Source organism: Cohaesibacter sp. CAU 1516 (assembly GCF_005771485.1).
GTDB lineage: Bacteria > Pseudomonadota > Alphaproteobacteria > Rhizobiales > Cohaesibacteraceae > Cohaesibacter > Cohaesibacter intestini.
Genome location: NZ_VANT01000003.1, coordinates 187,893 through 209,890, shown reverse-complemented (window position 1 = coordinate 209,890; position 21,998 = coordinate 187,893). Strand labels below are relative to the sequence as shown.

Below are 21,998 nucleotides of genomic sequence, written 5' to 3'. Positions count from 1 at the left end.
AAGTGACTGATCGGTTGATCTTTTTCTGATATGTACGGCAGGATGCAACGGGGGATGCGGGCAAGTTGAGCAAGGGGACCTTGACGGGCCTGTCCACACCCTCCCTGGATTCGGGACGGAATATCAAAAAATTCGGCTTCTGACCGGCCGTTTACGCGCCGGACCATACCTTTTTCAAAAAGGGTGGGCTTGTCTTTGTAAAAAGACAGGGTCGGAAGGAAGCTTTGTGAAACACGAACCAATTGGCGCGCCGGGCCCCATCGGGGGCTATTTAGGAGATTTTATGAGCGATCTTAATCCGACCATGGACGATTTTGCCGCGCTGCTCGACCAGTCCTTCAGTGAAACGGAGCCACATGAAGGTTCCGTGATCAAAGGCACGGTTGTCGGCATCGAAAAAGACATGGCAATCATCGATGTTGGCTTGAAAGTCGAAGGCCGTGTTGCGCTGAAGGAGTTTGGTGCACAGGCAAAAGACGGTGGTCTTGAGATTGGCTCCGAGGTTGAAGTCTACCTCGAGCGTATCGAAAATGCGATGGGCGAAGCTGTCCTTTCCCGCGACAAAGCACGTCGTGAAGAGAGCTGGGGCAAGCTGGAAAAAGCCTTCGAAGCAGAAGAAAAAGTTCAGGGTGTCATCTTCAACCAGGTCAAAGGCGGCTTCACCGTCGATCTGGATGGCGCTGTTGCCTTCCTGCCGCGCTCTCAGGTGGATATCCGCCCGGTTCGCGACGTGACCCCACTGATGCACAACCCACAGCCTTTCCAGATCCTGAAAATGGACAAGCGTCGTGGCAACATCGTTGTGTCTCGCCGTGTCATTCTGGAAGAGACCCGCGCCGAACTGCGCACCGAGCTGGTTCAGAACCTCAAAGAAGGCCAGACCGTCGAGGGTGTTGTCAAAAACATCACCGATTATGGTGCATTTGTGGATCTGGGTGGCATCGACGGCCTGCTGCACGTCACCGACATTGCATGGCGCCGCATCAACCATCCAAGCGAAGTGTTGACCATCGGCCAGACCGTCAAGGTTCAGATCGTTCGCGTCAATCAGGAAACGCACCGCATTTCCCTCGGCATGAAGCAGCTTGAAGTTGATCCATGGACCGAGATCGAACAGCGTTACCCTGTTGGTTCCAAATTCACCGGTCGCGTGACCAACATCACCGATTACGGCGCATTCCTTGAACTGGAGCCAGGCATCGAAGGCCTGATCCACGTTTCTGAAATGTCTTGGACCAAGAAGAACGTCCATCCTGGCAAAATCGTTTCCACCTCTCAGGAAGTGGAAGTGATGATCCTGGAAGTCGATCCTGTGAAACGCCGCGTATCCCTCGGCCTGAAACAGACCCTCGACAATCCATGGGCTGTCTTTGCTGACAAAAACCCAGCCGGCACCGTTGTCGAAGGCGAAGTCAAGAACAAGACCGAATTCGGTCTCTTCATCGGCCTCGAAAGCGAAGTCGACGGCATGGTTCACCTGTCCGATCTGGACTGGAACCGTCCTGGCGAGCAGGTTCTCGAAGAATACAACAAAGGCGATATGGTCAAAGCCGTCATCCTCGATGTGGATGTCGACAAAGAGCGTATTTCCCTTGGCATCAAGCAGCTTGAAAGCGATCCGTTCGAGGAAGCTTCCGGCGACATGAAGCGTGGTGCAATCGTAACCTGTGAAATCACCGAAGTGAAAGAAAACGGTCTCGAAGTCAAAGTTGTTGACAGCGACATGTCCGCCTTCATTCGCCGTGGTGACCTTGCTCGTGACCGTGGCGACCAGCGCACCGACCGCTTCCAGGTTGGTGAAAAAGTCGACGCACGCATCACCCAGTTCGACAAGAAAAACCGCAAACTGTCCGTCTCCATCAAGGCGCTGGAAGTTGCAGAAGAGAAAGAAGCCATTGCACAGTTCGGGTCTTCCGATGCTGGCGCATCCCTTGGCGACATTCTCGGTGCTGCACTGAAAGCCCGCGACGACGACTAAGATTTGCTGTCGCCCCGCAAGGGATGACATTTGAAATGAGAAACCGCAGATGCCTTGCATCTGCGGTTTTTTGTTGCCTTGCGGCAGAGCGGAATATGGGCGATGCGGCTGATCAAGCAAGACTTTTGCCTGATGCGAAAATCTGCCCAATTGCCGTTCACCCAAACCCTTTCTTAAACTCGACCGGTCAAGATCGTTGCAAATCCGTCCAAGGCGGGTATTAAATCAAAGCCGATACTCTTGGTTAGGATCCGTCCATCAAGCCAACGACTGAAACCAACAAAGACTTGGAGCCTTGCGCAGCCATGGCTGAGCGATGCGGGAAGCAAAGATGATATTCGATACAGACCACGCGCTCGAACGGCGCCAAATGCGCCGCAAACTGTCCATCTGGCGCATTGTTGCCATCCTGTCTCTCATTTTGTTGGTAGCTGTTGCCGGCTACTCGGTTGTGGCCAACAGTCCCGATCTCAAGCGCAACAGTCCGCATATCGCCAAGCTGACAATCGACGGTGTGATTCTCGGGGAACAGCGCAAGCTCGACCTGATCCGCAAGCTCGAGCAAAGCGATGCGGTCAAGGGAGTGATTCTGTCGGTCAACAGTCCCGGCGGTTCCACCTCTGGCGGTGAAGCGATGTATGAGGCCCTGAGCAAGCTGGCCAAGAAAAAGCCTCTGGTCACCAGCATGGATGGCATAGCGACCTCTGCTGGCTATATGGTCTCCCTGCCAGCGGAACGGATCTTCGCCCGACGCTCGACCATCACCGGCTCGATCGGCGTGATCTTCCAATATACCGATGTGACCAAGCTGATGAACACGGTGGGAGTTGAAATGCGTGCCATCAAGAGCACGCCCTTGAAGGCGGAACCGAATCCCTTCTCAAAGCGCAATCCCGAAGCCGAAGCAATGATCCAGCGGATGATTGACGATTCCTACCAATGGTTTGTCGATCTTGTCGCCAACCGCCGTCCTTTCGACAGGGAAACCACCCTCAAGCTGGCCGATGGTCGGGTTGTAACCGGCGGTCAGGCGGTCGAATTGCAGCTGGTCGATGAGCTTGGAGGGCCGGAAACAGCCAAGGATTGGCTGATCAAACAGCATGATTTGAGCGCCGATCTGAAGGTCATAGAATGGAAGCCTGCTCCACTGCGGGACGACCTTCCGTTCGGTTTGGCCAGCAAATTCCTCTCAAAATGGGTACCAGCACCACTTTTTGACCTGATTGACACACGAAAACAGGTTGGGAAACTTGACGGACTGGTTTCAGTTTGGCAGGCTCAAAAAAGCGAACAATAATAGCATATTACGCTTTTGCATCAGCCGGGGACATGGCGCGTACGTATCTCGCCATATAGGGCACAGGAACGAAGGGGAGCGGACGATGATAAAGTCCGAACTGGTACAGACTATCGCAGAACAGAACCCACATCTCTATCAACGGGATGTTGAGCATATCGTGAATGCCATACTTGATGAAATCTCCGATGCGCTTGCGCGCGGCGACAGGGTCGAGTTGCGTGGCTTCGGGGCCTTTTCTGTCAAGAATCGTCCGGCGCGAGTCGGCCGAAATCCGAGAACCGGTGAGAAAGTACCTGTGGCCGAGAAATTTGTTCCCTTCTTCAAAACCGGCAAGGAAATGCGCGAACGCCTCAATGATGGCGAAGATGCGGGAGAATAACTCCTTGGCCGCTAACTTGGATTTCACACGATCATGAAAGCTATCAAGCGTCTCTTCCAGTTGCTCATACTGGTGCCGGTCGGCATTGTGCTTGTATCGCTCGCGGTAGCCAACCGTCATAGCGTCAATCTGGCGCTCGACCCCTTCTCCCCTGAACAGCCTGCGCTGGACTTCTCGGTCCCGCTCTATGTCGTCATGTTCGGATCCCTTCTGGTGGGCATCCTGATTGGTGGCTTCATGGCTTGGATGAAGCAGGGACGCCACCGCCGCACAGCCCGCGAAAAACGCTATGAAGCACGCAAATGGCGCAATGAAGCCGATCGCCAGCAGAAGCGGGTCGAGAAGCTGACCACGCTACCGCAAAGTGACGCGCCGGCTCTGCCTGCGCCTTCGGACGATAATATCGCCCGCCCGGCGGCCTGATCATTCCGGCCGATGTCTGCTGTCACAGACCGCGGCACATAGAAGACGTCAGGCAAGACAGGCGCAAGCTTGGAAATGCGAGTGAAAATGCCAGCCTTTGAGGCTGGCATTTTTGTATTCAGCTGACCCCTATGTCCGCATGTGGGCCCTTGTTGATGCGCGAGGCGATTGCGCCGGGGAGACAGGCTCGTTATATAAAGAGACAGCTGAACATTGTATCCAATCCAAGAAAGGGTCCTCCATGCAGTTTCTGGATGCCGCCACCATCAACCGGGCCATGAATTACAAGGCGCTAGTGGAGGCACTCCGGCAGGCCTTTCAGGCGCGCTATGTGACTCCAGTACGCCATCATCATACCATTTCCCTGCCGGATCAGTCCGACGCAACCCTGTTGCTGATGCCTGCATGGAGTGATGCTCAAGCCAACGGCACCTCCTACAATGGCTATATCGGCATCAAGATGGTGACAGTCTTCCCGGACAATGAGGCGCGGGTCAGTTTGCCGTCGATCCTTGGAGCCTACTTCCTGCTCGATCAACAAAGCGGCACGGTGCGCGCCATTATGGATGGGCCTTCGCTTACAGTCTGGCGCACCGCCTGCGCCTCAGCGCTTGCTGCCGACTATCTGGCGCGCAAGGATGCCAAGACCTTGACCATGGTAGGGACCGGTGCGCTGTCCGAGCATCTGATCCGCGCCCATATGAGCGTGCGCGATATCAGGCGGATCATCATTTGGGGTCGCAATAAAGGCAAGGCCGAACGGGTTGCCGCTGGGCTCGATGGCCTGGATGTGACGGTTGAGGTGGCCGATGACCGGGCCAAGGCCGTGGCGGAAGGCGACATCATTTCCTGTGCCACCATGGCAACCCAGCCGTTGATTGACGGTGCATGGCTGAAGCCCGGTGCCCATCTCGATCTGGTCGGCGCCTTCCGGCCGGATATGCGGGAATCGGACAATCGATGCATCACACGTGCCGAGGTCTATCTGGACACGATTGCCGGGGCGACCAAGGAGGGCGGCGATATCGTCCAGCCTCTGCAAACCGGTATTTTGGAGCCTGACGACATTCGCGGTGATCTGTTTGGCCTCACACAGGGTAAATGCAAGGGACGGGTTCGTGACGAAGACATCACCCTGTTCAAGTCGGTCGGCACCGCCATTGAGGATCTGGCCGCGGCACGATATATATACGAACAGATGACCTAGATGCATCCGGGCCATCACCCCAAAACCCCAAAACCCCAAAACCCCCAAAACCATTGCATCGAGAGGGTTGGCCATGTATGTAAAGATATGCGGGCTATCGACACCAGATATGATCGAGACCTGCCTGCAAGCCGGTGCAAACTGGATTGGGTTTGTGTTTTTTCCAAAAAGCCCGAGGCATGTGGAATATGGGAAAGCGAAGGAACTGGTGGGTCCGGTACGCGGCAAAGCGTCCATAGTCGCCCTCACTGTCAATGCGAGTGACGATGAGCTTGAGGCCATCGACCAGTCGATCAATCCCGATATCTGGCAATTGCACGGGTCTGAATCCCCTCAAAGAGTGGCAGACATCAAGGCACGCTTCGGCCGTCCGGTCATGAAGGCGCTTGCCATTCGGGATGAAACAGATCTGGCACCCATCGCTTCCTATGAAGCCGTGTGCGACATGCTGTTGTTGGACGCCAAGCCCCCCAAGGAGATGAAAACCGATCTTCCGGGCGGCAATGGCATCAGCTTTGATTGGCAACTGATCAAGAATCTCAAGCTATCGAAACCGCTCATCCTGGCAGGTGGTCTTGACCCGGACAATGTGGCCGAGGCAATCCGCCTGATCCATCCCCAAGGGGTGGATGTGTCATCCGGGGTGGAAAGTGAGCCGGGCGTCAAGGACCGGCAAAAGATCATTGATTTTGTCTTTGCAGCCAAAGGCGCCGCATAAAGGGTGCCGGATTGAAGGCGTCAGCCTTCCGCCAAAGACAGCCAGATATGCGCAAGGAAATTGCCATGACAGATACATCGACCCTGCCAAACTCCCGCTTTCAGGGGCCGGACGAGCGCGGCTTTTTCGGGATCTATGGCGGCCAGTTTGTCTCCGAAACCCTGATGCCGCTGATCCTCTCGCTCGAGAAGGCCTATAATGAAGCCATGGCCGACCCGGCCTTTCATGCCGAACTGGCCGACTTGCACAAACATTATGTCGGTCGTCAGAGCCCGCTTTACTATGCCGAGCGCCTGACCGAAGAGCTGGGCGGCGCGAAGATCTATCTCAAGCGCGAAGAGCTGAACCATACCGGCAGCCACAAGATCAACAACTGCCTTGGCCAGATCCTGCTAGCCAAACGGATGGGAAAAACCCGGATCATCGCCGAAACCGGTGCCGGTCAACACGGGGTGGCCACAGCCACCGTCTGCGCCCGCTTCGGCTTCCCGTGCGAAGTCTATATGGGGGCGACCGATGTGGAGCGTCAGGCCCCGAATGTCTTCCGCATGGAGCTGCTTGGCGGCAAGGTCAATCCGGTGACCGCTGGTGCTGGCACCCTCAAGGATGCCATGAACGAAGCCCTGCGCGACTGGGTCACCAATGTCGACAACACCTATTATATCATTGGTACCGCCGCCGGCCCGCATCCTTATCCGCGCCTTGTGCGGGACTTTCAGTCGATCATTGGTCAGGAAGTGAAAGAGCAAATGCAGGCTGCTGAAGGGCGCTTGCCCGATATGCTGGTCGCCTGCCTTGGTGGTGGTTCCAATGCCATTGGCATGTTCCATCCTTTCCTTGAGGATGAAGGCGTTCAGATTGTCGGCGTCGAAGCGGCCGGTCACGGTCTTGATACCGAAGCCCACTGCGCCTCATTGAATGCAGGCAAGCCGGGTGTGTTGCATGGCAACCGTACCTATCTGCTGCAGGATCAGGATGGCCAGATTCTGGAAGGTCATTCCATCTCTGCCGGTCTTGATTATCCGGGCATCGGGCCGGAGCATTCCTACCTGCGCGATTCCGGCCGTGTGGACTATGTCTCGGCCAGCGACAAAGAAGCCCTCGATGCTTTCCAGTTGCTCTGCCGCACCGAAGGCATCATTCCTGCGCTCGAAAGCTCCCACGCCATCGCCGAAGTCATCAAGCGGGCACCGAGCATGGACAAGGACCAGATCATCGTGATCAACCTGTCCGGACGTGGCGACAAGGACGTCAATACCGTCAGCAAGTATCTCGGTCTTGGCTCGATTTCGGAATAAGCAGCAGGAACAAAAGCAATGGAAAAAACTCGTATTGATACCCGCTTTGCTGCCTGCAAGGCCGAAAATCGCCCCGCTCTGGTCGGTTTCATCACCGCCGGGGATCCGGATCTCGACACCTCACTGACCCTGCTCAAGGCTCTGCCAAAAGCGGGCATCGACGTGATCGAACTGGGCATGCCTTTCTCCGACCCGATGGCCGAAGGCGTGCCGATCCAGCTGGCCACCCAGCGGGCTTTGGCCGGTGGCCACACGATCGAAAAGACCCTGCAGATGGTGCGCGACTTCCGCAAGGAAGACAATGAAACCGCGATCATCCTGATGGGCTATTACAATCCGATCTATATCTGGGGGTCTGAAAAATTCGTCGCCGATGCCAAAGCTGCAGGCGTCGATGGGCTGATTGTCGTCGATCTGCCGCCTGAGCATGACGACGAACTGTGCCTTCCGGCCCGGGACGGCGGCCTCAACTTCATCCGTCTGGCAACGCCCACCACCGATGATGCCCGCCTGCCCAAAGTGCTGCAGAACACCTCCGGCTTTGTCTATTATGTTTCGGTCACCGGTATCACCGGCACCGGCGCACTGGATGCCGACAAAGTGGCGGTTGCGGTCAAGCAGATCAAAGGCCATACCGATCTGCCCGTCGCCGTCGGTTTTGGTGTGAAAACCCCAGAGCAAGCCTCTGCTGTCGGCGCGACCGCTGACGGGGTTGTGGTCGGCTCGGTGCTGGTCAATGCCATTCGAGAAAGCCTCGATGACAATGGCAAACCCACTGCCTCCACCGTTAGCGCTGTAACGGACATTGTTGCAGGCCTTGCCAAGGGCTGCGCTGAAGCCAGAAGCTGACTGTCAGGGCCCGATCAGTCGGGTCTGAATCTAATTACGTTAGGGAAGGTCGCCCTGCCCTTTAGGGGGATTTTCGTCAATAACTGACCCTGAAACCCGCTTCAGGCATTGAAATAAGGTCGTGCCATCGTCACATTTGCGTGTATTGTATGGCACGGCCTGACAACGGCCTCGTTTGAGGCCTTTTTGTTAGCCACCAACATTGTGAACACCTCGCGCTGCTGCGGGGATTGACCTTGCTCGGTCTCATGATCAGAGGAACCCGCCCCACTTGCAGGGGCTGGCGGTCTCATGGGGTCAGGGCCACGCCTACGCTGCCAGTGACCTTCATGCGAGGGCATGGTTCGGGCGGGATGCAACAGAACGGGAAGGCATCTCACCCTGGCTTCATCCAAGCCGGGATAGGGATGCAGCAGAACAAGCCCAAAAGGGCATAGATCAGGAAGTGGTTCGTGAACTGGATTAACACTGTCGTCAGACCGAAAATTCGCTCGATTTTGAACCGGCGGGAAGCACCGGAAAATCTCTGGATCAAATGCCCGGTCACCGGAGAAATGGTGTTCCATCGGGATTTGGAAAACAATCAGTTCGTCGTGCCGAACTCTGAATTCCACATGCGGCTGAATGCAACCCAGCGCTTCGGCTTCCTGTTTGATGATGGCGACTATAGCCTGCTGGAGTTGCCAGAAGCGTCGATGGATCCGCTGAAGTTCCGCGACACCAAGCGCTATGTCGACCGCATGCGCGATGCGCGCGCCAAAACGGGCAAGCAGGATTCGGTCTCTGTCGCGCAAGGCACGGTCGAGGGCCTGTTGCTCACCGCCGCCGTGCAGGATTTCACCTTCCTTGGCGGTTCCCTTGGCATGGCCGCAGGTGAGGCACTGATCACCGGTATGCTGCGTGCCGTCGAAGACAAAACGCCTTTCGTTCTGTTCACCGCTTCTGGTGGTGCACGCATGCAGGAGGGCATTCTCTCTCTGATGCAGATGCCGCGCACGACCGTCGCCGTTCAGGCTCTGCGCGAAGCAGGATTGCCTTACATTCTGGTCCTGACCGATCCGACGACCGGTGGCGTGACGGCCTCTTACGCGATGCTTGGTGACATTCATTTGGCCGAGCCGGGGGCTTTGATCGGTTTTGCCGGTCAGCGCGTGATCGAACAGACGATCCGCGAAAAACTGCCAGAAGGCTTCCAGCGTGCCGAATATCTCAAGGAGCATGGCATGGTCGACATGGTTGTCCATCGTCATGATCTGCCAAGCACCATTGCCCGCCTGTGCCGCTTCTTCACCAACACCGACACCCCAGAGCCCAAAGAGGCCCCCGTGCCCATGGCTGATCTCGTTGAAGAAGAGCCGGTCGAGGCGGTTGAAGAAGCCCCGGTCGCTGCACAAGCCGCTGATCCAGCAGAGACGGTTGCCGCTGAGGACGAGCCAAAGGCAACTGACGAGGCTGCGGAAGAAACATCCAACAACAAGGGCTAAGCCCTTTCTTGTTGGTGGCATGGCTTGCCTACCTGCCATCATTCGGCCCGACCTCGGAAGAGGCCGGGCTTTTTTGTGGTGACGCCCCGTTTGGCCTGACGTGAGAGCCACACTTGTCGATTGCCACGGGCTTGGCCGACGGATATACAGAACCGATCCAAAATCCAACACACTGGTCGGCAATGATGGAACAGGCAGAAGCGATACTCGAGCGCATGATCGCGCTGCATCCCAAAAGCATTGATCTGGGCTTGGAACGCATGCATGTCCTGCTCGACAAGCTGGGCAATCCGCACCATGCCCTGCCGCCCACCATCCATGTGGCCGGAACCAATGGCAAAGGGTCGACCTCAGCCTTCATCCGCGCCATGGCGGAAGCGGCTGGCCTCAAGGTTCATGTCTACAGCTCGCCCCATCTGGTTCATTTCCATGAGCGGATCCGTCTTGCAGGCAGCTTTGTCAGCGACGAAGCCTTGGTGGAGGCCTTGCAGATCTGCGAGAAAGCCAATGACGGTGCACCAATCACCTTCTTTGAGATCACCACTGTGGCGGCCTTTCTGCTCTTCTCCCAACATCCCGCCGACTTGTTGGTGCTCGAAGTGGGGTTGGGCGGGCGCCTTGACGCCACCAATGTCATCGACAAGCCGCTTGCCAGTGTGATTACCCCGATCGCCCATGATCACGAGAATTTTCTCGGGCCTGATCTTGAGGGCATCGCGCGGGAAAAGGCCGGTATTCTCAAACCTGGTGTGCCGGCTATTTTTGCATCACAGGGCGATGTGGTCCGCAAAGTGCTTGAGGCTGAAGCCCGTACCGTGCGCGCCGGGCCTGTGCTGATCGGCGGCCAGGACTGGATGAGCTACGAAGAGCATGGCCGCATGGTTTTTCAGGGCGAAAGGGGATTGCTAGATCTGCCTCTGCCACGCCTCGGCGGACGTCATCAGTTGATGAATGCCGGGGTGGCAATTGCCACCTTGAAAGCGGTCATGCCGGATTTTGATGACAAAGCGATCGAAGCTGGGCTGATCAATGTCCGCTGGCCAGCGCGTCTGCAGCGGCTGGCACAGGGTCAATTGCTTGATCTGTTGCCGCGCGAGGTCGAACTGTGGCTCGATGGTGGCCACAATCCGCAAGCCGGTTTGGCGTTGGCCTCGGCCTTGGCGGATCTGGAAGAAAAAGCCCCCCGACCGCTGCATATGATTGTTGGCATGCTCAGCACCAAGGATCCGTCGGGCTATTTTACGCCTTTCAAGGGGTTGGCAAAAGAGATCATCACCGTCCCAGTCTCCGGGTCAGCCGCCGGAATCGAACCGGTGGAGCTGGCGCGCATTGCTCAGGAAACCGGAATTCCGGCTTCCGCCGCTGGATCTTTGGAAGAAGCCCTCAAAAAACTCGATCTACAGAAGCTTCAGGGGGCTCCACGCATCCTGATTTGTGGATCTCTTTATCTCGCAGGCGCCGTTTTGGCGGCCAATGGCACCCCGCCTGTGTAAAAAAGGCGCTCCAAAACGAGTTTCGCACAGGGTCAAGCCCCGTGCATCACGGCTAAAATTTTTTTCGAGATATGCATTTTTTGACAAGAAACTGGAGTGTGTGCTCAATAACCGCTCCATTCGGCTAGGCAAATGCCGTAAAAAGCAGCATTTCGCGCAAACGTTTGCCTGAAACTTCCGGAGACCCGTTCCGTCGGTTGGAATGGAAATCGTTACAATTTTGAATGCTTCTAGCGTGGGTCAGAAGGACGCAGCTCCGTAACTGATTAGAATTGCTTCAAAATTTTGCGTTCGGGCCCCAAATGCCGGTTTAAAACGCTCCAAACCTGTAAAATACAAACGCTTGTCTTAAACCAAGGTTGTAAGGTGATTTGCGTAGTAAATCGAGCTAAGTCATTGAAAAAAATGGAATAATATTCTTGAGCACCTCAAGCCATGCGTTTTATGCATGGATAAAAAATGAGTAGCAATGGTTTTGCATGTTTCGCAAGACAGCTATGCAAAACTGAGCGATGTAAATGCCCGAGCTATGAGCTATATACAAATCAACACAACGGAGCGACGCTTTAAATCGAGTTACGGCCCGCTTCGTTGCAAAGAGAAACAAAAAGAACTCGATACCGAAGCCACAGTGAAAGGATGATTATCATGCTTGATAACGTTGTGAAAAATTACCGTCAGTGGCGCAACTACCGTGACACTGTTGATGAACTGAGCCGCTTGAGCAACCGCGATCTGAACGATCTGGGTATCTCCCGCGCAGACATCACCTCTATCGCTCGGGAAGCTGCCCGCGTGTAATAAAGACTTTCGCTTCTGACTTGTCTCAAGCGAAAGCCCACAGTTTCTGCAAATTCAGGCTTTCTTCTCCTCCCAAAAAGCCTGATAGATCCAAAACATCCTCCTCCCGGTTTTGGATCTTGCAACGAAGCCCACCGGACCTCCTCCCCCGGTGGGCTTTCGTTATTCTGGGGAGACTTTTTCCAAAAAAATACCCCATCCGCACGCCGTGTCGCCCAATTTGTGGCGGCGATCGTGCTGTCGTGCCTTGCGGGCGATCTCCCTTGCCACCAGACTCCGGCTTTTGTGAGGTGGAATGTGCCCAAAAAGAAACCCGATCAGCTGGGCTGACCGGGTTTTGTACTAACCGAAAATGGGATCGACGGCTCAAGCGCCGGTTTCGATCCATTTTTCAAGGTCGGATTTTGGAGCCGCGCCAACTTTCATGGCAACCGGCTCACCGCCTTTGAACAGCAGCAGGGTCGGGATGGAGCGAACGCCATACTGAGCAGCAGTGTTCGGATTCTCATCAACATTGACCTTGACGATTTTCACCGCACCGGCTTTCTCGGTGTCGATTTCATTCAGGATCGGAGCGATCATTTTGCAGGGGCCGCACCATTCTGCCCAGAAGTCCACGACCACAGGCACATCGCCCTGGGTTTCTTCAGCAAAATTCGCGTCTGTCGCATTTACGATAGCCATAACATGCCTCTTTTCCATATGCGCCCTTGCCGATCGGGATATTGAAACGGTCAGGGCTGGTTATTCATCAATATTCATTGATAAGTGAATATTGGTCTGTTGCCTTGAAGGTAGGTATTCCCCCAGCGCGCGTCAAGAACCAATAGCAAGATCAACGCCGATCTCACGCAATGCTGAATGCCGCTGATCCGCCGAAAGCGCCATCATGGCGGGGGAGGCCGTCCACAACAGTTTACATGTGATTGCCTTGCCGGGATAGAGCGGTGCCAGCAAATGACCATAAAGCGCCAGCTGCACCTGATAGGCAAAGGGGATGTCGCGCGGGTCGGTCGGAACGAGACGATTCGTCTTGTAATCGACCAAAGTCACCTGATCCTCTTCCACCAGCAGCCGATCGATCTGGCCGGAAACCGACCGTATTTCTCCCTCGATCACCACCTGACCGGAAATGGAAATTTCTGCCAGACTATCCTTGCCGAACAGAGCCGCGTAGTCCGGGTGATCGAGCAGGCGTTCGACTTCCTCGAGCAGGGCTTTGCGGGCGGGGGCAGGCATGTCGCTTGCCATCCGTGCGAGATAGGCATCCGCTGCCGCAGACCGATCCGCTTGCTTCACCTGTGGTAGATGCTCAAACAGAGCATGCATCAGCGACCCGCGCCGCCGTGGTTCCCAATCGTGGATCTGTGGTGTCCGCGTCCCGGCCAAATCAGAACCAAGGGTTGGCACAGGGCTGTGCTCGGCCTCTTGCATATCCGCAGCACGCGAAGGCTGCAGCATCGACTGAGCCGTAGGGGCAGGGCTTGCCGATTGCCTAAGCCAGTGCGGCAAGGGAGCGTGCGGGATATCAGCGTTTTTTTGCCCCTCTTGTTTGCCATCCTTGGCAACAAAGCTTCCCTCCAATTGCCAGCGATGAACCACATCGCCGCTCAGCGGATGGGCCACCTCAAGCAATTTGTCCGACAAGGACCGACGCGCCACCTCATACCAGCAATTTTCCGAAGCCTCTCGTTTGCCGCGATAGCCGCAGAGATAGAGCCGGTCTTCGGCCCGAGTCATGCCCACATAAAGCAAGCGCAAATATTCCTCTTCCGCTTCCCGGTCAAGCTTGCTCAGGCTCTGCTTCACCGGGGTCGGCTGGTTGGCGGTCGGCGCTTTCCAGACCATCAGGTCGGGATGGTCGGACAGAGGATCAGGATCGTCATGGGTCAGCGTCACCAAGTGCGGATGGTGGCGTGCATTGGCTGGCTGTCCGGTGCCATCGACCAGAAAGACAATCGGCGCTTCCAGACCCTTCGAGCCATGCACCGTCATGACACGGATCTGGTCATCAGCGGCGCCCATATCGCGCTTAATTTCCGCGCCACCCTGTCGCATCGCAGCAAGAAAGGCCTGCAGGTTCGGCGTCTGGGTCTTTTCAAAATCGAGCGCCCGTGACAGCAATTCGTCGATCACTTCATCGGCTTCTGGTCCCAACCGTTCAACAAAGGCTTGCCGTTTGCCATCCGGCCCCAGCACTTGGGCTAAAAAGTCAAAGGGCGGCTGGAAGTCAATCTGGCTCTGCCAGCGGAACAATTGCGCGAAAATAGTGGCAAAGTCGGCGTCTGCCGGTGCGCCGCTTTCGGCCCGGCTCTTCAGGCTGTCCCACAGGCTGCGGCGGCGTCCACCCGATTGATGGGCAAGGTCAAACAGCCGCTCCTCCGACAGGCCGAACAGCGGGCTTTTTAGCACAGCGGCGAGCGACAGATCATCCTCTGGCAACAGCATCACATCCCCCAGGGATAGCAAATCCATCACAGCGATATGATCAAGCAGCGCCAACCGGTCGGCGCCTGCCACCGGCAGGCCTTCTTCCTTCAGCGCCCGATTGACCGCCGTGACGAAGGCCCCGCGTTTGCGCACCAAAACCAGAATGTCGCCAGCCGTGATGGCGCGTCCGCTGCCTTCCAGCCGCTCGCCCGTTTCAATCCAGTGGCGCACGGTGCGGGCAATGGTTCGGGCCAATTGGACCGGCGGGCTGAGATCCCCCTGCGCATCGAGCGGCTTGGCCCAATCCTCATCAATCTCTTGCTCAACCGGCTCATAAAGCGGCCAGATTTCCACCAGTCCGGGGTCGCGTTGACGGATCGGTTCATGCACCGTGGCTTCCTTGTCGGACGACAGGGCATCATAGGTGCTCTCAATCGAGAAGACCGAATCCACCGAGCGCAGCACATGCGGCGTCGAGCGGAAGGACAGCCGCAACTTGATGTCATGAAACGGCTTTTTCGCTTCGTTGGCGCGCTGTTTGAAGAAGCGGCGCATGTCGGCGAACCATTTGGGCTCTGCCCCTTGGAAAGAATAGATTGATTGTTTCTCGTCGCCAACCGCAAAAATCGTTCGATTTTCAACCCGGCCACCGTCGCCAGAGAAAAATTCTTCCCCAAGCTGGCGGATGATCGCCCATTGATGCGGGTTGGTATCCTGCGCCTCATCGACCAGAATATGATCAATCCCCTGATCGAGTTTGTAATGCACCCAAGCCGCCGCATTGACCGGGCGCAGCAGATCTGCGGCCTTCAGGATCAGATCGTCAAAATCCATCAACCCACGTGCCGCCTTGGCCCGTTCATAATGGCCAATCACGCCGTCCGCCAGTGTGAAGAGCGCCCGGCTGACCTCAAGGGTCACAAGGGCATTGCGTTTGTCCGCCAAGGCATCAAGGCGCGCCTGCTCGCGGTCGGTGCGGCCCGAAAGGGACGGCTCCGCCTCGCGCATTTTTTTCGACGCAAAGGTGCTGTCGGCCTTGGCCGCGCCGTCCTTCTTGCGGAAAATCTGCTGCCACAGGCTGACTTGCTCGGCCATATTGTCGGCTGCCAGCAAAGCCCGCATCAAGGCCGCCTGATCCTTGTCGCGCTTGCCGCCGGTCTCAAACAAAGGGGCGAGCGCGGCAATCGCATCGCGATCAAAGCCGGGGCCGAATGGAATGCTGGCGGTCAGGTCTGCAAGGCTGTCAGAGGGACTGAGATCCAGCCCATGGGCGAGCGCAGCCAATGCCGCCTCCAGCCCGGTTTCCCCATCGGCGGCTTTTGTGCCTTCGCTCATTTCAAGGAAGCGGCCGAAGCCATCGCGCCTTCGCACCAGATCGGCCAAAGCGGTCTGGATGTCGCCATCCCCCATATGATCAATCAGCAGATTGAGCGCCTCTTGCCAGTCAGGGCGATGACCCAGCCGCGCCGAGCGCATCACATGGCCAAGGGCGTTCTGCATCAGCTCGATGGCCAATTGGTCATCGAGAATTTCAAAATGCGCAGGCACATTGGCTTCCAGCGGAAATTGATGCAGCAACCGCTCGGCAAAGGCATGGATCGTCTGGATTTTCAGCCCGCCCGGCGTTTCCAGCGCCCGTGCAAACAGGCGGCGCGCCAGTTGCAGCATGGCGTCCGTTGGGGCTTTGCCTTCAATCTCAGTGAGTTTTTCCCGCAAAGCCTCATCGGGCAATTCGGTCCAACCGGACAATTCGGCAAAGACCCGGTTCGACATTTCCGCCGCCGCCGCCTTGGTGAAAGTCAGGCAGAGAATGCGCGAGGGTTCGGTGCCATTGAGCAACAGGCGGATCACGCGGCGGGCCAAAACAAAGGTCTTGCCCGAGCCCGCATTGGCGCTCACCCATGCGGAATAATCCGGGTGGGAGGCATTGGCTTGCGCCAGCAGCGTATCGGCTGGAATTTGAAAGGCCATCTCAGCTCTCCTCCCCATGCAAAGACCATTCCTTGACCCGCGCCAAATGGTCATAGGGGCTTTCGAACCGCTCAAACATCGGACGCGCCCGCGATGGATAACCCTTGGCCACGTCGTCATAGGCGGTGATCAGCGCCAGCAGGCGTTTTCCGATCAGCTCAACCACATCTTCCGCTGCATAATCCTTCTCGACCCCGCTTTTGACTTCGCCTGGTTTGCGCCCGCCTGACAGGCGGATCCAGGCCATATCGGCCATCTCGATGCCGTGCGGAATGTCGCTAAAGCCGCCAAGCTTGGCCATATAGCCTTCCAGCGCCAATTGCGGCGCAAAGCCGGGCAAAACCTGCTTGGCGTTTGGCGGCGTGCCGGTTTTAAAATCAATCACATGCAGCCGGTCATCAAGGCTGATATCCAGCCGGTCGGCCCGGCCGCGCAAATGGAAGTCGCCACCGCGCACAGGCAGGGTGATGGCGCCGGAAATCTCCGCATAGCGTCCGGCAATCTCGTGAGCGCGTGGCTGTTCCCACTCCAGCACAAACCAGCGGGTAATCCGCTCGAAACGCGGCCACCAGAAGGCCAGCAATTCGGGGAAATGCTCCAGCCGCTGGAAAGCCTCGCGCCCCAGTTCCAGCAGTTTTTCAACGGCGCTTTCATCATAAGGGCCGGTCCAGCTCTGGGTGAAGTCCCCCAGAATATCGTGAATGATCGAGCCTTTTTCTGCCCCGCCCGGCGCGGTGCCAATGTCATCCAAAGGCCGCAAGCCCAGCACATGCTTGGCATAAAGCGCATAAGGATCGCGCACCCAAGTCTCGATTTCCGTGACCGACAAATGGCGTGGTCGCGCCTCAAGCGGCGGCTTTGGCTCCGGGCGCGCCAAAGTGACAGCCCGCTGCGGGGCATCAAGCGCCTTGGCCCAGCGTCCATAGCAAGCCCCGCGCTCACGCATCGCGGCCCGCGCCAGAGGGCCAGAAACCGCTTCCAGTCGTTGCAGCCAGCGGCTGGGCACCGTCGGCTGGCCGCCTGTTTTAAGCGACCGGATCAGCACCACTTCGGCCCGGCCCATCGCTTGGGCAAAGTCGTGAGCGGCCAGACCAATCCGGCGCTCCGGCGGCTCCAGCATCATGCCCGCTCGCATCGGGCGCGACAGCCAGGCATCACTCTTGGTTTCCCCCGGCCACGAGCCTTCATTCAGCCCGCCAATCACCACCCGGTCGACATCGAGCAGGCGGGCTTCCAGCGTGCCGAGCAATTGCAGCCGCGGGTCGCCTTCGCCGTGCGAAAGCACCGTCTCGCCCGACATCAGCGCCACAAGGAAGGGTGGCACATCGCGGCCATCGAGCGCCAAAGCACCCTCATTCCATTGGCCCGCCCGGTCAAAGAAGTTGAGCAAAGCCCGTCCCGCCGCTTCATCATAAAGCCGATCCGGGGTGCCTTCTTGATCTGCTGCCACCTTTTCGAGCGACGCAATCACCGCTGCCATCCATTGGGCAAAATGGGCGCTGTCTTTTTGCTCCGTCAGTGCCAACAAGGGCGTGAGTGAGGCTTCGAGTTGATCGATCAGACCCGCACAGAGATCCCAGATTTCGGTCTTGAAATCACCGCTTTCATGGCGCTTTTCAGCTTCCTCACGCTTGCGCTGCAATTCCTGCCGGATCGGCTCAATGCCCGCCCCAAGACGTGGCCCGCGCAACACCTGCAATTCAAGGAAGCGGGCCGCCCGGCGCACCTCACTGCGCGGCAGGCCAAAGCTGGTCAGCGGATGCTTGAGCAAAGCCAACAGCCGCACCGGGTCAAAACGATCAATGACACATTCCACCATCAAGCGCAGCAACAAAGCAGGCGGCGTCTCCGCCAGTGGCATCCCGGCGGTATCCTCGACGTCGATATTCCAGCGTTTCAGCTCCAGCAGCACCCGCCGCGCCAAAGCCCGGTCCGGGGTCACCAAAGCCGCCCGCGCGTCAGGCCGCTCCAACACTTCCCGCAAGGCCAGCGCCGCAATGCGGGCCTCTTCCTGTTCATTTTCCGCCTCAGACAAGGCCACACCAGAGAGCGCTTCCTGACGCATTGCATCGCTGAGGCGGCCAAGGCTCTCGCCCCATTTGTCTGTGGTTTCCGCTGGCCGCAAGGCTTCGCTGACCAATAGGATCCGGTCGCTTTGCGTCTGGGAAAGGCTAGAGAGATCGACCACGTCCGTGCGTTTCGCGCCGATCTGGTCGAGCAGTTGCTTGAGGTTAAACTGCGGATGACCTGCCACCCCAGCCGCCTGACCAATCGCCGGATGCAAAGCGCCGATGGCCTGCCAGCTTTCTTCGTCAAGATGGCAATCAAGCCCCGGCAAGATCAGGGCCCCTTGGGCGTGATGGGCCACCGCCTGCAACAGATCGGCGGTCGCGGGAATCGAGCCGGTGGAGCCAGCGGCAATCACCGGCCCGTCATGGGCCTTGATGGCTTCGATCTCGGCTTTGAGGACAGCGTTGCGCCGCTCGACCGGATCAACCAGCCCCAAAGCTTTGAGATAATCCGGCCAGAGGCTGGTGGCGGTTTCAAGAAATTTGAGACTGATCTGCCAAAAGGCGCTGTAGTCCTCGGGCACCAACCCTTCCAGCAAGGCCCAGTCGGAGCGCTCGCGATGGACCGCATCAATCAAGGCCAGCAGATCAATTGCCAGATAAGCTGCATCCGAGGGTGTGTTGGACACATGCAGCGTCTCGCTGGCCGAGAGGGACAGGGCTTCACGGGCATAATTCTGCGCCCAGCGATGGACGAGCGATGTCATGGAAAGCCGCCGTTGCAGACTGTCCATCGCGGTTGGCAATTGCCAAAAGCCATCATCGCCGCCAGCCGCCACCTTGAACGGCATCAGATCCTCATCCATGTCGCCGATGACATGGATTCTGGGCAAGATGACGCTTTGCCAGCCACGGCTTTGAAGGTGCGGCAGAAACGCTTCTTTGAGCGCATCCGCCGTACGTTGGGTCGGCACATAGACAATGGCGCGTCCCAGATCAGCCGGATTGTCGGCCCGAAAATGCGGCAGCAATCGCCCCTCGATCAAGGCATCAATCAGGGTCGCCAGAAAGGGGCTGGTGGGCGAGATGGAAAATATCGAGGGCGCGGCGTCCATTTTGGGTCCTGACAATTGGTCTGGGAGGCGCGCCTCAGGTATTCAGTCCCCGTGTTGCGCTATGGGCAATGGCACGTTCGGCCAATGGAATGGCGTGGGGTGTGCCCACATGCAGCCATTGGCCATCCATGATCAGGCCAAACAGTCGCCCCGATTCGATTGCCTTGTCAAACTGTACGTTGAGAGAGTGGGGGGTTGCAACGGAGCCCTCGAACAGCCGTGGATGCAAGATGCCAGCTCCCGCATAGATATAAGGTGAGACTTCATGCGGCTTGCGGCGGCGCAGACGGCCAAACGGATCCATCTGAAAATCCCCTCGGCCATGATAGCCAACCGCATCCACCGTAGGGGACAGCAAAAGCAGACCATCCATATCATCTGACAGCCAATGCTGGGCCAGCAAATCGAGGTTGGGGATCGACCCCTCCATCCAGAAACTGTCTGAATTGAGCAAATAGAATGGATCATCACCCAGCAACGGCAGTGCCTTGGTGATGCCTCCGCCGGTTTCCAGCAATTCTTCCCGTTCGTCGGAAATCTTGATGTCAATGTCTTTGCGGTGACGCACATGCACCTCCACAAGATCAGCGAGATAATGCACATTGATCACCGCCCGCTTGCCGCCTGCATCAATGAGCGCATCCAGCGCTCGATCAATCATCGCATGCCCGCCCACCGGGATCAGGGGTTTGGGCGTGATCGCTGTCAAAGGGCGCATGCGCTTGCCAAGGCCTGCTGCGAGGATCATGCCAGTTGTGGGCCGCGAAAATGTCGTCATTGCAGAGTTCCGTCTGTCTTTGGTTTGTTTGAGTGTCGGCTGGGTCAGCCGTCAAGCTGATGGCTGTCATACCAGTCTTTCAGGTCCGAAAGCAGCGGGTGGGCCAATGCCTTGCCAAGATAATTCAGAGATCGAGGAATATGGGCCAGATAGGAAGGCCGGTTCCATTGATCGGCAGCGCGTGCGAAAGCACCGAGATTTTTCATAGTGCGCTGGGCAACGCAAAGGCAATAGAGGACAGCGAAGTCTTCCCGACTTTCCCCGGTGATATCGCGTGCCGAATGATAGGCCGACAGGATATCCTCTTCCAGTCTATCGGATATGGTGACCCGGGCGTCGGTTGCAAGGGCCGCCAGATCATAGGCCACCGGTCCAATCAGGCAGTCCTGAAAATCGATGAAGCCGACGGGCTGACCATCTGGCGCATCTCCCAGCCAAAAGCAGTTGGGATCCTGCACATCCCTCAGAACAAGCACCTGCTCGGCCTCTTGCAGCCGATTCAATAGAGGCGCCCAAAGGGCTGTAAAGCGTGCCCGTTCCTCTTGGGGACAGGCCCTGCCTTTGACATGGGGCCAATAATGATCGAGAAACACGTCCAGCTCGACCAGAAAAGCCGCGTGATCATAGGGCGACAGCAGATGCGTCCCACCCGTGCCCTCGAACCGTTTCGGGCATGGCTGGCGATGCAGCATGGCCAGTTGTTGGGCGGTGGCAATATAGCGCTCGGCGATCGGTTCCTCCGGCCCTTCGGCCAAGGTGACGCCGCCAAAATCCTCCCACAGCATCAGGCCATGGGTCTGATCGACCCCATAAATCTGAGGCACCCGCAGGCCAAGGTCGGCAAGCCCTTCGGCAATGCTGACCATCGGAGCCAACGCAGTCACCCGATGGGCCACCAGATCATAGACCCGGCCGTCGGCAAGAATGGGACCGGGGTCCCGGGCTGGCATATCCATCAGGATGGCGTGTTTTTGCGCGCCCGCATTATCCACCTCAAAGCTGTCTTGCGATGCCTGATCACTCAGCGAAACGCGGCCATAGCTGCGCGGCGACAGATCGCCCTTGATCGGGGTGATCATCCCGCCGCCCCAACCCGATGCAATCAGCAAGGCGCGCTTGAGGCAGAGCCGTTGCAGCCTGTTGCCCCACGCCCCTGTCCCTGACAGGGTGAGCTTGCGGTGATCGTCATCCGCTCCGGGTTCAAATTGCAGCCACAGGGCGTCCTCAGGTAGCAGTTCTTCGGCCCGGTCTGGCCATTCGATCAGGGCCACTCCCTGCTGCCAGCTTTCCTCAAGGCCGATTTCATAAAGCTCATCGAAGTCGCCGATCCGATAGAGATCGAAATGGCTGATCTCCAGGCTTTCCTGATCCTCTTGATCGCTCGGCATGTCGTAAGTTTGAACGAGCGTGAAGGTCGGGCTCGGCACTTCGAGTGCGGGATCCTCCGCCCGGCCACGCAGCAAGGCGCGGGCAAAGGTGCTCTTGCCAAGGCCAACGGAACCGTCCAGTGCCAGACAATCCCCGGTCCCGATCACGCCCGCCAGATCGGCGGCCAGAGCGACGGATGCCGCTTCATCCAGTGATGCAAAGCAAAAGGACCAGACGGTTTCATTGCGTTCGGAAGAGGGACATGTTGGGTCTGACATTGGCAACCTGCTGGGCTATCAACCGGAATTTTGCACGGCTTTCGGCCTGATCTTTGAGGGGATGGCAGGATGCCTGTCAGTGACCGGAACCCGAAAGAAAAATGCGGGCTCCGTCTTAT

The 21,998-nt window shown here is 57.4% G+C and carries 16 protein-coding genes; 11 read left to right on the top strand and 5 right to left on the bottom strand.

Features of this window, described 5'->3' with window-relative positions:
- Positions 1-283: 283 nt before the first annotated feature.
- The 11 genes from rpsA to FDK21_RS10560 all read left to right on the top strand — a co-directional run bounded on the left by rpsA (position 284) and on the right by FDK21_RS10560 (position 11,930).
- A complete protein-coding gene (gene rpsA / locus FDK21_RS10610; protein WP_138148483.1) occupies positions 284-1,978 on the top strand; it encodes a 30S ribosomal protein S1 in 1,695 nt (564 codons plus the stop codon).
- A gap of 331 nt (positions 1,979-2,309) precedes the next feature.
- Entirely contained in the window at positions 2,310-3,275 is a 966-nt protein-coding gene (gene sppA / locus FDK21_RS10605; protein ID WP_157967499.1) for a signal peptide peptidase SppA, read from the top strand.
- A gap of 85 nt (positions 3,276-3,360) precedes the next feature.
- Positions 3,361-3,657, top strand: coding sequence for an integration host factor subunit beta (locus FDK21_RS10600; RefSeq protein WP_114007692.1), 297 nt, complete (start codon positions 3,361-3,363; stop codon positions 3,655-3,657).
- A gap of 33 nt (positions 3,658-3,690) precedes the next feature.
- Positions 3,691-4,080 carry a LapA family protein gene (locus FDK21_RS10595; protein ID WP_138148482.1) on the top strand — a complete coding sequence of 130 codons (390 nt, stop codon included), beginning with the start codon at positions 3,691-3,693 and terminating at the stop codon, positions 4,078-4,080.
- A gap of 241 nt (positions 4,081-4,321) precedes the next feature.
- Positions 4,322-5,287, top strand: a complete 966-nt coding sequence (locus tag FDK21_RS10590) for an ornithine cyclodeaminase family protein (RefSeq protein ID WP_138148481.1) — start codon at positions 4,322-4,324, stop codon at positions 5,285-5,287.
- Positions 5,288-5,354: 67 nt separating this feature from the next.
- Entirely contained in the window at positions 5,355-6,005 is a 651-nt protein-coding gene (locus tag FDK21_RS10585; RefSeq protein ID WP_114007690.1) for a phosphoribosylanthranilate isomerase, read from the top strand.
- A gap of 65 nt (positions 6,006-6,070) precedes the next feature.
- The gene (gene trpB / locus FDK21_RS10580) at positions 6,071-7,303 is read left to right on the top strand and encodes a tryptophan synthase subunit beta (protein ID WP_138148480.1); all 1,233 of its coding nucleotides are present in this window, start codon (positions 6,071-6,073) and stop codon (positions 7,301-7,303) included.
- An 18-nt stretch (positions 7,304-7,321) separates the two neighbouring features.
- Positions 7,322-8,152, top strand: coding sequence for a tryptophan synthase subunit alpha (gene trpA / locus FDK21_RS10575; RefSeq protein WP_138148479.1), 831 nt, complete (start codon positions 7,322-7,324; stop codon positions 8,150-8,152).
- 452 nt (positions 8,153-8,604) lie between these two features.
- On the top strand, positions 8,605-9,636 hold the full coding sequence (gene accD / locus FDK21_RS10570; RefSeq protein WP_138148478.1) for an acetyl-CoA carboxylase, carboxyltransferase subunit beta: 1,032 nt from the start codon (positions 8,605-8,607) through the stop codon (positions 9,634-9,636).
- A 185-nt stretch (positions 9,637-9,821) separates the two neighbouring features.
- Positions 9,822-11,129 (top strand): folylpolyglutamate synthase/dihydrofolate synthase family protein, encoded by a 1,308-nt coding sequence (locus FDK21_RS10565; RefSeq protein ID WP_114008543.1) that lies wholly within the window; start codon positions 9,822-9,824, stop codon positions 11,127-11,129.
- A gap of 648 nt (positions 11,130-11,777) precedes the next feature.
- Entirely contained in the window at positions 11,778-11,930 is a 153-nt protein-coding gene (locus FDK21_RS10560) for a DUF1127 domain-containing protein (RefSeq protein WP_114008542.1), read from the top strand.
- Between the two features lie 366 nt (positions 11,931-12,296).
- Here FDK21_RS10560 and trxA read toward each other — a convergent pair whose 3' ends face one another.
- From trxA to tsaE, 5 genes are all read right to left on the bottom strand, one after another.
- Positions 12,297-12,632, bottom strand: coding sequence for a thioredoxin (trxA, locus tag FDK21_RS10555; protein WP_280955298.1), 336 nt, complete (start codon positions 12,630-12,632; stop codon positions 12,297-12,299).
- Between the two features lie 114 nt (positions 12,633-12,746).
- The gene (gene addA / locus FDK21_RS10550) at positions 12,747-16,331 is read right to left on the bottom strand and encodes a double-strand break repair helicase AddA (protein WP_171022030.1); all 3,585 of its coding nucleotides are present in this window, start codon (positions 16,329-16,331) and stop codon (positions 12,747-12,749) included.
- A gap of 1 nt (position 16,332) precedes the next feature.
- Positions 16,333-19,455: a double-strand break repair protein AddB gene (gene addB / locus FDK21_RS10545; protein WP_138148476.1), complete on the bottom strand. Its 3,123-nt coding sequence runs from the start codon at positions 19,453-19,455 to the stop codon at positions 16,333-16,335.
- A gap of 34 nt (positions 19,456-19,489) precedes the next feature.
- Positions 19,490-20,233, bottom strand: a complete 744-nt coding sequence (locus FDK21_RS10540) for a nucleotidyltransferase family protein (protein WP_210238741.1) — start codon at positions 20,231-20,233, stop codon at positions 19,490-19,492.
- Positions 20,234-20,277: 44 nt separating this feature from the next.
- Positions 20,278-21,879: a tRNA (adenosine(37)-N6)-threonylcarbamoyltransferase complex ATPase subunit type 1 TsaE gene (tsaE, locus tag FDK21_RS10535; protein WP_138148475.1), complete on the bottom strand. Its 1,602-nt coding sequence runs from the start codon at positions 21,877-21,879 to the stop codon at positions 20,278-20,280.
- Positions 21,880-21,998: the final 119 nt, after the last annotated feature.